The organism is Solwaraspora sp. WMMA2056 (assembly GCF_030345095.1).
Classification (GTDB): Bacteria; Actinomycetota; Actinomycetes; order Mycobacteriales; family Micromonosporaceae; genus Micromonospora_E.
In genome coordinates this window covers 6,223,464-6,238,308 of record NZ_CP128360.1, presented here as the reverse complement: position 1 = coordinate 6,238,308, position 14,845 = coordinate 6,223,464, and the positions used below count along the sequence as shown (strand labels likewise).

13 protein-coding genes are annotated in these 14,845 nt (G+C 69.3%); 6 read left to right on the top strand and 7 right to left on the bottom strand.

Going from position 1 to position 14,845, the window contains the following annotated elements:
• The first annotated feature begins 76 nt into the window (after positions 1-76).
• The gene (locus O7608_RS28245) at positions 77-997 is read left to right on the top strand and encodes an RNA polymerase subunit sigma-70 (protein ID WP_289207444.1); all 921 of its coding nucleotides are present in this window, start codon (positions 77-79) and stop codon (positions 995-997) included.
• Positions 998-1,096: 99 nt separating this feature from the next.
• On the opposite strand, the gene O7608_RS28240 is transcribed toward O7608_RS28245, so the two are convergent.
• Positions 1,097-2,485 (bottom strand): IS701 family transposase, encoded by a 1,389-nt coding sequence (locus O7608_RS28240; RefSeq protein WP_289207443.1) that lies wholly within the window; start codon positions 2,483-2,485, stop codon positions 1,097-1,099.
• A 68-nt stretch (positions 2,486-2,553) separates the two neighbouring features.
• Entirely contained in the window at positions 2,554-4,593 is a 2,040-nt protein-coding gene (locus O7608_RS28235) for an ABC transporter ATP-binding protein (RefSeq protein WP_502959148.1), read from the bottom strand.
• A 142-nt stretch (positions 4,594-4,735) separates the two neighbouring features.
• Between O7608_RS28235 and O7608_RS28230 the strand changes: the two genes are divergently transcribed.
• Positions 4,736-5,356: a hypothetical protein gene (locus tag O7608_RS28230; RefSeq protein ID WP_289207442.1), complete on the top strand. Its 621-nt coding sequence runs from the start codon at positions 4,736-4,738 to the stop codon at positions 5,354-5,356.
• A gap of 32 nt (positions 5,357-5,388) precedes the next feature.
• On the opposite strand, the gene O7608_RS28225 is transcribed toward O7608_RS28230, so the two are convergent.
• Together O7608_RS28225 and O7608_RS28220 are read right to left on the bottom strand one after the other, a co-directional pair.
• The gene (locus O7608_RS28225) at positions 5,389-5,796 is read right to left on the bottom strand and encodes a VOC family protein (RefSeq protein WP_289207441.1); all 408 of its coding nucleotides are present in this window, start codon (positions 5,794-5,796) and stop codon (positions 5,389-5,391) included.
• 3 nt (positions 5,797-5,799) lie between these two features.
• Complete coding sequence (locus tag O7608_RS28220; RefSeq protein WP_289207440.1) at positions 5,800-6,882, bottom strand: LacI family DNA-binding transcriptional regulator; 1,083 nt, start codon at positions 6,880-6,882, stop codon at positions 5,800-5,802.
• 217 nt (positions 6,883-7,099) lie between these two features.
• On the opposite strand from O7608_RS28220, the gene O7608_RS28215 reads away from it, so the two are divergent.
• From O7608_RS28215 to O7608_RS28205, 3 genes are all read left to right on the top strand, one after another.
• Complete coding sequence (locus O7608_RS28215; protein WP_289207439.1) at positions 7,100-8,407, top strand: extracellular catalytic domain type 1 short-chain-length polyhydroxyalkanoate depolymerase; 1,308 nt, start codon at positions 7,100-7,102, stop codon at positions 8,405-8,407.
• Between the two features lie 69 nt (positions 8,408-8,476).
• Complete coding sequence (locus tag O7608_RS28210; RefSeq protein ID WP_289207438.1) at positions 8,477-9,643, top strand: Gfo/Idh/MocA family protein; 1,167 nt, start codon at positions 8,477-8,479, stop codon at positions 9,641-9,643.
• Positions 9,644-9,655: 12 nt separating this feature from the next.
• Positions 9,656-10,744, top strand: a complete 1,089-nt coding sequence (locus O7608_RS28205) for a Gfo/Idh/MocA family protein (protein WP_289207437.1) — start codon at positions 9,656-9,658, stop codon at positions 10,742-10,744.
• A 501-nt stretch (positions 10,745-11,245) separates the two neighbouring features.
• Here O7608_RS28205 and O7608_RS28200 read toward each other — a convergent pair.
• The 3 genes from O7608_RS28200 to O7608_RS28190 form a co-directional block, all read right to left on the bottom strand.
• Positions 11,246-12,325 (bottom strand): DUF4573 domain-containing protein, encoded by a 1,080-nt coding sequence (locus O7608_RS28200; RefSeq protein WP_289207436.1) that lies wholly within the window; start codon positions 12,323-12,325, stop codon positions 11,246-11,248.
• Positions 12,326-12,392: 67 nt separating this feature from the next.
• Positions 12,393-13,576 (bottom strand): IS3 family transposase gene (locus O7608_RS28195; RefSeq protein WP_421359974.1). Its coding sequence is split into 2 segments (ribosomal slippage): positions 12,393-13,321 and positions 13,321-13,576, totalling 1,185 coding nucleotides; the frame shifts between segments, so codons are not numbered across the junction.
• A 70-nt stretch (positions 13,577-13,646) separates the two neighbouring features.
• Positions 13,647-14,069 carry a hypothetical protein gene (locus O7608_RS28190; RefSeq protein ID WP_289207435.1) on the bottom strand — a complete coding sequence of 141 codons (423 nt, stop codon included), beginning with the start codon at positions 14,067-14,069 and terminating at the stop codon, positions 13,647-13,649.
• 10 nt (positions 14,070-14,079) lie between these two features.
• On the opposite strand from O7608_RS28190, the gene O7608_RS32220 reads away from it, so the two are divergent.
• Positions 14,080-14,844 (top strand): hypothetical protein, encoded by a 765-nt coding sequence (locus O7608_RS32220; RefSeq protein ID WP_289207434.1) that lies wholly within the window; start codon positions 14,080-14,082, stop codon positions 14,842-14,844.
• Position 14,845 lies beyond the last annotated feature (1 nt).

Below are 14,845 nucleotides of genomic sequence, written 5' to 3'. Positions count from 1 at the left end.
TCATCGGTAACCGATGATGGATGGGTCCGCAGTCGTCAGTACGGTCGTGAGGACCACTCAGCTCCGGGGGAACCACATGTCCGACTCGTCTGACGAGCAGGCGATCTGGCTGCAGCGCGCCTTCGGCGAGCACCGGCGTGAGCTACACGTCCACTGCTACCGCCTCGCCGGGAACGTCACCGACGCGGAGGACCTTGTGCAGGAGACCTTCCTCCGTGCCTGGCGGGCTCGCGACCGCTTTGAGGGTCGGGCGTCAGCGCGCACCTGGCTCTACCGGATCGCCACGAACGTCTTCCTCGACAGCCGCAAGGCGGCCGGTCACCGGACAGTTCCGTACGGTGATCCGCTGGAGTGGTCCACCGAGCTCGGCCCCTATCCCGACGCCCTGCTCGCCGACGATCCGCAGACCGGACTCGCCGCCCGGGAGACCGTCGAGCTTGCCGTGATCGCAGCGCTCATGTACCTGCCGCCGCGGCAGCGGGCGGCCTTCGTGCTGCGCGACGTCCTAAGCTGGACGCCGCAGGAAATCGCCGCCGCGCTCGACACCGCCGTAGCGGCCGTCAACAGCCTCATCCAGCGGGCCCGCCACACCCTCCGGCGGCACGCTCCGTCGGACCCGGAGGACTGGCGCCGCCCACGGCTCACCAGTGAGGACGAGGAGGTCCTGCGCCGCTACGCCAACGCCAAGGACCCGGAGACGATCCGGGCACTGCTTGCCGAGGACGTACGGATCACGATGCCCCCCGAGCCGCCGGTCGTCGGGATCGACGCGGCTGCGGAGTTCCTCGGCCGACCGCTCGACTGGCGTACGTTCCCCACCTCCGCCAACGGGCGCCCGGCACTGATCAACTATCTCCGCCGGCCCGGTAGCCCGCGCTACGAGGCGTTGGTCGTCGACGTACTCCGGATCGAGAACGGGAAGATCGTAGAGAGCAACGCCTTCATCGGTGCCAGTCACGTCGCCGCATTCAGCATGCCCGCCACGCTCGAGCCCTAGTAGTACTTTGTTAGGTCGGTACCAGTTGGTGGCAGAGGGGGCAGAACCCGAGCCAGGTCGCGAGTAGGTACTGCAGTCCGCGTAGGACGGTGTACAGGCTCAGGTCCGCCCCGCCGCTTTTGGGCGGGCTGTCCGTAGTCGGGTGAGGAACAGTTGGGCGGCCGTGGCGAGAGTGACGTGGCGGTGCCAGCCGATCCAGGAGCGGCCCTCGAAGTGGTCAAGGCCGAGGGCGGTCTTGAGTTCGCGGTAGTCGTGCTCGACGCGCCAGCGGCTCTTGGCCAGGCGGACCAGGTCGGCGAGTGGTGTGTCGGTGGGCAGGTCGGACAGCCAGTAGTCGCTGGGTTCGTCGTGGCCGGGAGGCCATTGCACGAGCAGCCAGCATTCGGGCAGGACGCCGTCATCGCCGCACTGTGATCCGCGTCGGATCACCCGGCCGGCGGGACGCACCCGTACTGCGAGGAAGTGCCCGGACAGCTCGCCGGCGGGCCGGTCCGGGCTGCGGTCACGGGTGGGTTGCCGGGGACGCCAGCGCACCAGACGCGCGGCGTCGGCGCCGTGAGCGAGGGCCAGGTCTTTCAGGCTGCGGGCCGGCTGGGGGTAGCGCGGTCCGGGGTGCTTACCGACACCGGCGTAGGGCACCGGCACGGGGTGGGCGTCGCCGGGTTGCGCGGTCGTGGACGAGGTGGTCGCCACGATGTAGGCGATACCGCGTTCGGTCAGGCCCTGACGGAACTCGGCGACCTGGCCGTAGCCGGCGTCGGCGGTCAGCAGCGGCGGACGCAGCCCCCACTCGGCCAGCTCGTCGAGCATCTCCAGGGCCATCATCCACTTCGGCCGGTACCGCTCGGTGTCGGGGACCTTCGATGCCGCCCGGCGTCTGCGGATCTGATCGATCTGCTCGGCGGGCGGCAGCCGCACCCGTGCGTGTGGCTTCTTCGCCCCGGCCTGGTCGAGGGTGACCGGTTGCTGGCGCAGCCTGCGGGCGTGCGTGTTCTCGGGCTTGCCGTCCGGGCCTGGCACGCAGGTCTCGTCCCAGGACTCCGGCACGAACAGTCGCCAGTTCAGCACCGCCGACGCCGTGTCGGTCGCGGCGTGGACGCTCACGGCGATCTGGCAGTTGGCGACCTTGCCGAGGGTGCCGGAGTACTGCCGGGCCACACACGCCGAGGCCCTACCGTCCTTCGGGAATCCGGTGTCGTCGACCACCCACACCCGCGGTTCGACCAGGTCGACCGCGGCCGTGGCCGTCCGCCGCCGCACGCCGGCGACGTCCCAGGTGGACGAGGTCAGGAACTGCTGCAACTGCTGGTGGTCGACCCCGAGCCGCTGCGCCATGGGCTGCATCGACTTGCGCCGGCCGTCCAGCATCAGCCCACGCAGATACCGCAGACCGGTCGCCCGCTGGTCCGACCGTCGCATTCCCGAGAACACCCCGGCCGCGAAGTCCTCCAACTGCGCCCGTACCCGAACCAGATCCAGCTCATCCACGCACCGCAGCCAAACACCGCCGAGATGCCCGCACAAGCGACACGCCACAACGACCTAACAAAGTACTACTAGGGTGCCGTTGCGGGTCCGGACTGCTGGGGGATCGCCGTACCGGTGGTGGGGCCGCCCTGGTAGCCGGCGGCCTGCAGGGTGAACAGTTCGGCGTACCGGCCGCCGGCGGCGAGCAGCTCGTCGTGGCTGCCGGCCTCCACCAGGGCGCCGGCGTGCAGGACGAAGATCCGGTCGGCGTGCCGGACGTTGGCGAGCCGGTGGGTGATCAGGATCGTCGTCGCGGTGCCCTGTCGGTCCCGGATCGCCTGGAACAGCGCATCCTCGGCGCGGGGATCCAGGGCCGAGGAGGGCTCGTCCATGATCAGCAGCTCGGCGTCACGCAGGAACCCGCGGGCGGCGGTGATGCGCTGCCACTGCCCGCCGGAGAGATCCTGGCCCTTGGCGAAGGTCCGGTCGAGCAGCGTCTCGTACCCGTACGGCAGCTCGCGGATCATGTCGTGGGCGACCGCGCGCCGCGCCGCGGCCTCGATCCGTTGCTGGTCGGGCTCGGTCTCGGCGTCGCCGAGAGCGATGTTGGTCGCCGCGGTGAACGGCCACTTGTGGTACTCCTGGGTGACCACGGCGATGCGCCGACGCAGCTCGTCGAGGTCCCAGTGCCCGAGCGGTCGACCGTTCCATTCGACGGTGCCGCCGCTCGGGGTCCGCATCGCGGCGATCATCGCGGCCAGGGTCGACTTGCCGGAGCCGTTCTCCCCGACGAAGGCCACAGTTTGTCCCGCCTGGATGGTCAGTGTGACGTCGTCGACGGCAGGGGTGTCCCGGTCCGGGTACCACAGGCTCAGGCCGCGCACGGTCAGGTCCCGTAGCGGCTCGGGGACGGCCCCGGGCGGGCGCACCCCGACCTCGGCGCTGCCGTCGGGCAGGTACGCGACGGCCCGGGCCATGAATCCGGTGTAGTCGTTGAAGTGTTGGCCGTCGGTGTAGACCCCGTCGATGTGCAGAGTGACGGAGGTCAACGCCCGCTGGGCGGCCTGTACGGCGATCACGCAGGTGGCCGCCGCCGCCAACGGGATCTGTCCACCGACGAGCAGCAGCCCGAGCAGGACGTACACCACACCGGTGGCCAGTCCACTGGCCAGCGACCCGACGCTGGTCATGGTGGTGACCCGGCGGGCCAGCGCAAGCTGGATGTCGGTCTCCACGCCCATCACCCGGTCGTACTGGTCCAGCAGGAACCGCCGCAGGCCGTACGAGCGCAGCTCCGGTGCGGAGACCCGCTCGGCCATCAGCCGGTGCAGGATCCACAGACGGCGTCGGCGTACCGAGCCGGCGGTCCAGGTGTGGTAGCGCAGGTGTCCGGCCCGCAGCGACGCCCATGCGTTGGGCAGCGTCGCGACGAGCAGGGCGACCAGCAACAGCGGGTGGATCACGATGACGGCGACCGTCACCGCGAGCAGGCTGACCAGCCCGGCGAACAGGTTCATCGACGACTGCACCAGTGACGCGGTCGCGTCGGTGCCCCGGGTGGCGCGCTCCATGTCGTCGGCGAACGCGTCGGCGTCGAACGCGTCCAGCCGTACCGCCGTGGTGACCTCGAACAGGCCGCGCTCGACCTCGCGGTCCACCCGGGGGGTGAGGCCGTTCTGGGCGTAGCCGGTCGCGATGCCCAGACCGGCCCGGATCGCGGTGACCGCAGCCAGCGCCGTCAACGCGGGCAGGGCGGCGACCACCTTGTCGGCGGTCGGGCCGCCGGCGAACAGCTCGACGAGCACCCGCTGCGTGGCGAGCAGCCCGAACGAGGCCATCGTGCCGGCGCCGATCGTGGCGACCGCCACCACGCAGGTCCGCAGCCGGTCGGCCCGCCAGCTGATCCGCACGGCCTCGGCGACCAGGCGGGGCAGCTCGGCGAAGACCGCCATCAGTCCCGCCTCGGCCCGTGCCCGCACGCCGGTCTCCCACCACATCGCCCGAAGCTCCGGCAGCACCGACTCCGGTTGCCCGGCCTCCGGTTGCCCGGCCTCCGGTTGTTCTCCTGCCGGCTGGTTCCTCGGAGAACCCGCGTCGGCCGGCTCAGACTTGGTAGTCGGCGGTGTCAAGATGCTCCCTCGATCGAAGCAGCGCAAACACTCTAGGTGGTGATAATGTTACGGAAAGCGTGTGACGGTGTGACTGCCGGGTGGCTGGGGCACTCCCCAGTGCTCTGGCCGGTCAACGGTGCGGCTACGTCCCGTTGATCCGATGTCGACATCGTGCGTCTTCACTCTGCAGACGTGTCCACCGGCGTACGAATGGGTGTTCCTGGTCGAGGTGGCCGGCACGGCCGACCCGGTGTCGGTAACCGCGACCGCCCAGGCCCGGTTGGGCGAGGCGGGGGAGGAGCCGTCCCGATTGGAGGTGTTCGGCGCGGACACAGCGCTGCCGGCCTACCACCGGGCCGCGCTGGTCGGCGCGAGCCTGCTGTGGGCGGCGTCCGCGCCGGAACCGGAGCTGGTCCCGGTCTTCGACGGCGTCGACGACGCCGGTCGGCCGATCTTCGCTGACGACCGGCCGTCGTTGGACGCGGCCGAGCGCGAGTCGGTGGCCGGCTACCTGTACGGTTCCGACGCGGTGCTGCTGACCACGGCGACGATGGTCGACGTGGTCGACCCCGGGCATGGCGACGTCGTGCCGCTGACGTACCGCACCGACGGCCGGTTCGTCTGGCCCGACGCGGTGGCGTACCACGTCCGGCGGCACGGGATCGCGCCGTACCCGCCGTTGCTCGCCGCAGCCCGCACCACCGACTACCGTCCGCCCCGGACGGACCTGGCGTCGCGGATGCGGGCCGAGCAGGCGCTGTTCGCCGAGGCCCCGGCCTGATCGGACACCGGCGGTGCCTGCGTGGGCGCAGCTCAGGCCCGGCTGGAGATCTGCTGCACCGCCCAGCCGTTGCCATCCGGGTCGGTGAAGAAAAAGAAACCGACGTTGTCCAGCGGATCGGGGACCGGCCGCGGGTTCTCGCCGAGGACCTGGATGTCACTGACCGCCACGCCGCGTCCGCTGAGCTCGGCGTGCGCGGCCTTGATGTCGGCGACGACGAGCTGCAGCCCACGTAGCGAACCGGGCGGCATCTCCGGAACCGCGCCTTTGCCGATCACCACGGAGCAGCCCGAGCCGGGCGGGGTCAGCTGGATGACCCGTACCTCGTCGTTGATCTTCGTGTCGTGGTCGACGACGAAGCCGAGCTGCCCGGCGTAGAAGTCCTTGGCCCGGTCCAGGTCCGAAACCGGGACCACGACCACTTCCAGTGTCCAGTTCATACGTCATCTTACGATCGGTGGCGCAGCCGTGCTGCCCCGGACGACCAGGGTGGTGCCGATCTCCACCCGGCTCTGCGGCGGCGACCCGCCGGCCGCCATGGTGAGCACCATCCCGGTGGCGGTCGAGGCCATCTCGGCCAGCGGCTGCCGTACGGTGGTCAGCGGCGGGCAGCACCAGCGGGCGTTGTCGATGTCGTCGAAGCCGACCACGCTCAGGTCCTGCGGTATGCGCAGGCCGAGCTGCCAAGCGGCGGCGTAGACGCCGAGGGCCTGCAAATCGTTGCCGCAGATCACCGCCGTCGGGCGGTCGGGTCGGTCGAGCAGGTCACGGCCCAGCGCTGCGCCGTCCTCGTAGTAGAACCGGCCGCTGCGGACCAGGTCGTCGTCGAGCCGTACGCCGACGGCGTCCATCGCCGCCCGGCAGCCCTCCAACCGGGCGCGGGCCCCCAGCATCTCGATCGGCCCACTGATGACGGCGATCCGGCGGTGTCCGAGGTCGAGCAGGTGGCGGGTCGCGGTGATGCCGCCGTTCCAGTTGGTGGCTCCGACCGACGGAGTGGCGTGCACGGGCTCCCCGACCGGATCGAGGGCCACCAGTGGAATGGCGCTGGCGGCGAGTTGAGCGTGCTGCTCGGGGGTGAAGGCGGAGTAGACGGCGATCACGCCGACCGGCCGGCGGGCGAGCAACTGCTCGGCCCAGGACCGGCCCGGGTCGGTACGGCCCTGTACCTCGGTGAAGCCGACGGAGAGTTCGTGGGTCCGGGCGACCTGCTCGACCCCGCGCAGGATCTCGATCGCCAGGTGGCTCTCCAGCTGGTAGAACACCACTTCGACGCCGGCGGTCGGGGTGACCGAGCCGGGCCGCTGGTAGCCGTGCTCGCGGACCAGTGCCTCGATCCGGCGGCGGGTCTCCAGCGCCACCCCGGTTCGTCCGTTCAGAACCTTGGAGACCGTGGGTTTGGAGACTCCGGCGAGCTCGGCGATGGTCGCGACGGACAGTTCGCCGCGGCGGCGGCCCCGGCGCTGGCCCCCCGACGGTGTGCCGACCGTCGGCGGGTGTTCCGGGTGTGTCGGGGCGTGGTCCACGACCGTTCGCCAACCTTCCGCTTGATCTGGGGCTTCGCCCGGCTCATGCTACGAGGTGTCGAAGCGCTTCCATAGGGTTGTCTCGATGTCGATCTGAGGTTCGACCTTGTGTCTCGAACTGTTTCTATCGATACTAGTAACTGTTTCGAGCCGGAGTAAAGCGGGAGCCTGGGCAGCCCCGTACCGGATTCCCCTGCGTGCGTTCCGGAGGAAGCACATGAGACTCATGGCCAAGATGCTGGCCGTCACCGCCGCCGCCGTCACGGCTGCGGCGGCCGTCCTCACCTTCGCGGCACCCGCCTCGGCGGCCACCCTCACCGAAGTCACCAACTTCGGCACCAACCCCAGCAACCTGCGCATGTACCTGTACGTGCCGGACCGGGTAGCGACCCGCCCGGCGATCCTGGTCGCCATGCACTACTGCACCGGCACCGGGCCCGCCTACTACTCCGGCACCCAGTACGCCTCCCTGGCCGACCGGTACGGCTACATCGTCATCTACCCGTCGGTGACCCGCAGCAGCCAGTGCTTTGACGTCTACTCGCAGCAGGCACTGACCCGGGGCGGCGGCAGTGACCCGGTCGGCATCCGCTCCATGATCAGCTACGTGCAGCAGCGCTACAACGCCGACCCGGGCCGGATCTTCGCCACCGGGACGTCGTCCGGCGCGATGATGACCAACGTCATGCTCGGCGTCTACCCGGACGTCTTCGCCGCCGGCGCGTCCTTCGCCGGTGTGCCGTTCACCTGTTTCGCCACCACCGGCGGCTCCGAGTGGAACAGCCAGTGCGCCAACGGGCAGATCGTCCGTACCGCCCAGCAGTGGGGCGACGCCGTCCGCAACACCAACCCCAGCTACCGCGGCCCCTGGCCCCGCATGCAGATCTGGCACGGCACCAACGACGAAACACTGCGCTACCCGAACTTCGCCGAGCAGGTGAAGCAGTGGACCAACACGTACGGGCTCAGCCAGACGCCGACCTACACCGACAACCCGCAGGGCAACTACACCCGCACCCGCTACGGCGCCTCCGGCGGGATGGCCCCGGTCGAGGCGATCAGCATGCAGGGCGTCAGCCACAACATTCCGGTCGACGCCGCCCAGGTGATCCGCTTCTTCGGCCTCGACGGCACTGCTCCGCCCACGACCGCTCCGCCGACGACCGCTCCGCCGACGACGGCTCCGCCTACCACGCCGCCGCCGTCCGGGGCCTGCCGGGTCACCTACGGGGTGAACGCGTGGAACAACGGGCTGGTCGCCTCGGTGACCATCGCCAACACCGGCAGCAGCGCGATCAACGGCTGGAGCCTGGCGTTCACCCTGCCGGCCGGGCAGACCATCATCTCCGGCTGGAACGCGACGTACTCGCCGACCAGCGGCGCGGTCACCGCCCGCAACATGTCCTACAACGCCACCATCCCGCCGAACGGCTCGCAGAGCATCGGCTTCCAGGCCACCCACTCCGGCAACAGTGGTAGGCCCAGCTCGTTCACCCTCGACGGCACCCCCTGCGCCGTCGCCTGATGTGCGCCACGGTGGTGGGGGGGTCCGACCGGACGGACGCCCCACCACCCGTACGCGATGGAGGACAGCATGCTCAAGGTGGGAATTATCGGTGCGGGCGGCATAGCCGGTACGCACATCGCCGGTTACCAGGAGTTCGGGGAGGACTGCCGGATCACCGCCGTCTGCGACGTGACCCTGGCGAAGGCGCAGGAGCGCAGAACGACCTTCGATCTCACCGACGCCCGCGTCTACGACGATGCCGGGGCCCTGCTCACCGCCGAGGAGTTGGACCTGGTCAGCATCGCGACACCGCCGTCGACGCACGCCGACATCACCATCGCGGCCCTGCGCGCGGGTGTCAACGTCCTGGTGGAGAAGCCGATGGCTCCGTCGTTGCAGGAGTGCGACGCGATGCTCCGCGCCGCCACCGAATCGGGCAAGCTGCTGTCGGTCGTCGCACAGAACCGGTTCCGCGACGACATGGCCACCTTGAAGGCGGTGCTGGACTCTGGTCTCATCGGGCCTGTGTCACACGTGCAGGTCAACTCGTCGTGGTGGCGGGGGCGGCCGTACTACGACCTGTGGTGGCGGGGGACCTGGGCGTCCGAGGGCGGCGGCTGCACCCTCAACCACGCCATCCACCACATCGACCTGACCATGTGGATGCTCGGTCGGCCCTCGGCGGTCACCGCGATGCTGGTCAACTCGCAGCACGACAACGCCGAGGTCGAGGACCTGTCCGTCGCGATCCTGCAGTACGACCGGGCGCTGGCCCAGCTCACCAGCTCGGTGGTGCACCACGGCGAAGAACAGGAGATCGTCATTCAGGGCGCGTACGCTCGGGTTTCCCAGCCATGGCGGGCAGCGGCCGAGACCAGTGCACCGAACGGGTTCCCCACCCCGGGTGGCAACCCGGACCTGCTCGCCGACCTCAATGCTCTTGCGCAGGCGCGCCGCCCGTTGGCACATGTCGGGCACACCGGCCAGATCGGCGACGTCCTGCGTGCGGTCCGCGACGGGGTGGCACCTGCGGTGAGCGGCACCGACGGACGCAACGCGGTCGAGCTGGTCACCGCGATCTACGAATCGGGGATCGAACGCCGGCCGGTGGCCCTCCCGCTGTCCCCGGACGATCCCTACTATCAGCGCGGCACCCTGGTACGGCGCGCGCCGCGGTTCTTCGAGAAGACCGCTGCGGTGCGGAACCTGCCCGGTGCCATCACCGTCGGCGGCACGGCCGACCACGACAACTGAGGAGACGAACACGTGGCGAAGGTCAGTGGGGCGACGTACGCTCCGGATCCCGTACCGGCCCCGGTGGTGGCACCGGGGGAGTTCGTCTTCGCCGCGGTCGGCCTCAACCACGGGCACATCTACGGCATGAGTTCCGGTCTGCTCGGTGCCGGCGCCACCCTCAAATGGGTGTACGACCCCGACCCGGTTAAGGTCGACGCGTACCGTCAGCGGTTCCCGCAGGCGCGGGTGGCGCGTGACGAGGCGGAGATCCTTGACGACGACGCGGTCCACCTGGTGGCTGGTGCCGCCGTCACCTCGCAACGGTGCGCTCTCGGCCTGCGGGTCATCGCGGCCGGCAAGGACTACTTCACCGACAAGGCCCCGCTCACCACCCTGGAACAGCTGGCCGAGGCGCGCGAAGCGACCGCGCGCACCGGGCGCAAGTACGCGGTCTACTACTCGGAGCGGATCCACGTCGAGGCGGCGGTGCTGGCGGGTCAGCTCGTCCAGCGGGGTGCCATCGGTCGGGTGGTGCAGGTCATGGGCCTGGGGCCGCACCGCCTGTCCGCCGCCGGCCGCCCGGACTGGTTCTTCGTCAAGGAGAAGTACGGCGGCATTCTCTGCGACATCGGCAGCCACAACGTCGAACAGATGCTGTACTTCACCGGCTCGACCGACGCCGAGATCAGCCACTCCACCGTCGGCAACTTCAACCACCCCCAGTACCCGGAGCTCGACGACTTCGGCGAGCTCAGCCTGGTGCTGAACAGCACCGCGACCGGCTACTGCCGGGTGGACTGGTTCACGCCCGACGGGCTGCGTACCTGGGGTGACGGGCGCACCTTCATCCTCGGCACCGACGGCTACATCGAACTGCGCAAGTACATCAACGTGGCGACCGACGCCGGCCCCGGGCACGTCTTCCTCGTCGACGGCACGGGCGAGCACCATCTGGTCGCCGCCGGTCAGGTCGGCTATCCGTACTTCGGCCAGCTGATCCTCGACTGCCTGCACCGGACCGAGAACGCCATGACCCAGGCCCACGCGTTCAAAGCGGCGGAGCTCAGCGTCCGTGCCCAGCAGCAGGCCAGGGTGATCCGGCACGCCGTGGACCGCTGACTTCTTCGGCGCGGTGTATCGCTCTGGGAGCCCTTGACCGGTTCCCGAGCGATGCATCAAGGCGAGGAAGCCTCATAACAGATATTTCTCAATAATGAGTACATATAGGCTTCTGCGCGCTTATGGTCTTGAGTAGTGCGGGACCCCCCCAACGCCCGTCGAGGAACTTCTACTGACCTTCGGGACGCTGCGGGAGTAGCTGTGACCAGTGAGCGACGCCTACGTCGACGACTGAAACAAGCCCAAACCCCGGCCAAGGTGGGCTATCTCCTGCTGCTTGCCGCGACGACCGGTAGCTTGACGCCGGTGGTGCAGCCGGCCGCTGCGGCAGAGGTCCGGCAGTTGGAGGATGTGCGTCCCAGCGCGGAGTCATCGCTCGTCACACCTGGGCCGCATGGGCACCGTGCCGTCTGGTATCCCGCAGCGCCGCTGCGCGACGACCCGGCGATTGGCGATCGCGAACGCTGGCAGCCGGGCCTTGGGCCGCAGGGTTGGCAGCGCTCAGAAGACGAATGGCGTCGACACAAGCCGAGCCGTGGCCCTCAAGGACCGCAGGGCGCTCAGGGTGCGCAAGGGGCACAGGGCGCTCAAGGTGCGCAGGGTGCGCAGGGCGTTCAAGGGGCACAGGGCTTCCAGGGTGCGCAGGGTGCGCAGGGTACGCAGGGAGCACAGGGTGCGCAGGGTGTGCAGGGTGCTCAAGGGGCGCAGGGCTTCCAGGGCGCTCAAGGTGTGCAGGGTGCTCAAGGTGCGCAGGGAGCACAGGGTGCGCAGGGTGCGCAGGGTGTGCAGGGTGCTCAAGGGGCGCAGGGCTTCCAGGGCGCTCAAGGTGTGCAGGGTGCTCAAGGTGCGCAGGGTGCGCAGGGAGCGCAGGGTGCGCAGGGTGCTCAAGGGGCGCAGGGCTTCCAGGGCGCTCAAGGTGTGCAGGGTGCTCAAGGTGCGCAGGGAGCACAGGGTGCGCAGGGCGTGCAGGGAGCTCAAGGAGCTCAGGGTGCGCAGGGTGCGCAAGGTGCGCAGGGTGCGCAAGGTGCGCAGGGCGTGCAGGGCGTGCAGGGCGTGCAGGGTGCGCAGGGTGCGCAGGGTGCGCAGGGTGCGCAAGGTGCGCAGGGCGTGCAGGGCGTGCAGGGCGTGCAGGGTGCGCAGGGTGCGCAGGGTGCGCAGGGTGCGCAAGGTGCGCAGGGCGTGCAGGGCGTGCAGGGCGTGCAGGGTGCGCAGGGCTTCCAGGGTGCGCAAGGCGTGCAGGGTGCGCAGGGCGCTCAAGGTGCGCAGGGTGCGCAGGGTGCGCAGGGCTTCCAGGGCGCGCAGGGCGCTCAGGGTGCTCAGGGTGCTCAGGGCGCTCAGGGTGCTCAGGGTGCTCAGGGTGCTCAGGGTGCTCAGGGCGCTCAGGGTGCTCAGGGTGCTCAGGGCGTGCAGGGCGTGCAGGGTGCGCAGGGTGCGCAGGGAGCGCAGGGCTTCCAGGGCGTGCAGGGAGCTCAAGGTGCGCAAGGTGCGCAGGGTGCTCAAGGTGCGCAGGGCTTCCAGGGCGTGCAGGGCTTCCAGGGCGCTCAGGGTGCTCAGGGTGCGCAGGGAGCACAGGGCGTTCAAGGTGCGCAAGGTGCGCAGGGCGTTTGAGGGGCCTCGCGTTTTCCGGACAGTGGTTCGGCCGGTTCTTTCACGCCGCGATTTGAAGGTTCTCGAACTCTGCGTGGACTTCCCGGGGAGGTCGGTAGCCCACCGCTGAATGCAGACGCTGACGATTGTACCAGAATTCGATGTAGGCAGTAACGTCCCGGCGTGCCGCCTCACGAGTGGGATACTTCACACGCGACACGCGTTCGTTCTTCAGCGCACCGAAGAACGATTCCGCCATCGCATTGTCGAAACAAGTTCCGGTCCGGCCAGCAGATCGCCGCAACCTCAGATCCCGCAGCGTTCTGCCGTAGTCGTCCGACATGTAGTTGCTGCCCCGGTCCGAATGAAAGATGGCGTTCTTCCTGAGTTCGCGATTCCGGGCGGCGTTACGGATGGCGCGGGATATCAACGGCGTCTGGTAGTGGTCGTCCATCGCGTATCCGATGACTTCCTTCGTGCAGCAGTCGATGACGGTCGCCAGATACAGCCACCCCTCGCCGGTCGGGATGTACGTGATGTCGCCGACGAGCTTCTCGCCAGGCGCGTCGGCGGTGAACTCCCGGCCGACGAGGTCAGGCACCGTGCCGGACGACGACTGGGTGAGACCCCACCGCCTCGGGCGGGGCTGGCACGGCACGAGCCCGAGCTCGCGCATCAGCTGGCGGACGAGTTCCGGCCCGGCGGACACGCCCTGGCGCCGCAGTTGCGCGTGGACACGTCGATGCCCGTAGGTGCCGTCGGACGCGGCGAACACCTCCTCGATGGCCGATCGAAGGTGGGCGCGGCGGGTGGCGGTCGCGGAGTCGGGGCGGGTTCGCCATTCGTAGTATCCGGACCTGGACACGCCGAGTTGTTCGCACATGAAGTCGACGGGGTAGGCGTACTTCGCGGTGTCGAGTCGCATCGTCTCGATGAACTCGTACAAGCTCGTTACCGAGGGTCCTTCGCGAAGTACGCCGCGGCTTTTTTCAGGAAGCTGTTCTCCATTTCGAGTTCCCGGTTGCGACGTTCGAGTTCCTTCAGTCGAGCGCGCTCGTCGACGCCGATCGGTGGGCTGTCCTGGGCGCCGCTGTTTTCCCGCCGGTACTGGCGGACCCAGGAACGGAGCGTCTCCGGGTGAACGTCGATCTCCCGGGCAACCTGCGACACTGGCTTGTTCGACTGTAGAACGAGTTGCACTGCTTCTTCACGGAACTCTGGGGTGTATGAGCTTATGCGTGCCATCGCGCTTCTTCCCTCGACTTTCCTTACAGGGTAACCTTATTGGCTCCCTGTCCGGAATCCTCGGGGCACCTCAGTTCAAGGCGTGCAGGGTGCGCAGGGCGCGCAGGGAGCACAAGGTGCGCAGGGTGCGCAGGGCTTCCAGGGCGTGCAGGGTGCGCAGGGTGCGCAGGGAGCACAGGGTGCGCAGGGTGCGCAGGGTGCGCAGGGAGCACAGGGTGCGCAGGGTGCGCAAGGCGTGCAGGGTGCGCAGGGCTTCCAGGGCGTGCAGGGTGCGCAGGGTGCGCAGGGCGCTCAAGGCGTGCAGGGTGCGCAGGGAGCACAGGGTGCGCAGGGTGCGCAGGGCTTCCAGGGCGTGCAGGGTGCGCAGGGTGCGCAGGGCGCTCAAGGCGTGCAGGGTGCGCAGGGAGCACAGGGTGCGCAGGGTGCGCAGGGTGCGCAGGGAGCACAGGGTGCGCAGGGTGCGCAGGGCTTCCAGGGCGTGCAGGGAGCTCAAGGTGCGCAGGGTGCGCAGGGCGCTCAAGGAGCACAAGGCGTGCAGGGTGCGCAGGGCTTCCAGGGCGTGCAGGGAGCTCAGGGAGCTCAGGGAGCTCAGGGAGCTCAAGGAGCTCAGGGAGCTCAAGGAGCTCAGGGAGCACAGGGTGCGCAGGGAGCGCAGGGCTTCCAGGGCGTGCAGGGAGCTCAAGGAGCTCAAGGAGCTCAGGGTGCGCAGGGCGCGCAGGGAGCCCAGGGCTTCCAGGGCGTGCAGGGTGCGCAGGGTGCGCAGGGGTTCCAGGGTGCTGACGGTGCACAAGGGGCGCAGGGCGCTCAAGGCGCTCAAGGCGCTCAAGGCGTGCAAGGGGCTCAAGGGGCGCAAGGGGCTCAGGGCTTCCAGGGCGCGCAGGGTGCTCAAGGTGCGCAGGGTGCTCAAGGTTTCCAGGGCGTGCAAGGTCCCCAGGGGCCACAAGGCGCGCAAGGTGCAGGCTTCCCGGATCTCTACGTCAACTCGGCTTCCGCAGGGGGGTCCGGGCTGCTTGAGGTGCAGTGCGATGCGGGGGACGTTGCTACCGGTGGTGGTTACCAATCCCAGGGAAGCCCCGACACATCGCGGCCAATCCCCATCGCCGGTGAGCCGACTGGTTGGCAAGCCGAGTTTGGCGGAACTGGCGGCACAGTCTATGTCGTCTGTGCGGACATTGCGTGATCTGAAGGTCGACGAACGAGAGCGCTCGGTGTTGGACATGAGGTGCCCCGAGGATTCCGGACAGGGAGCCAATAAGGTTACCCTGTAAG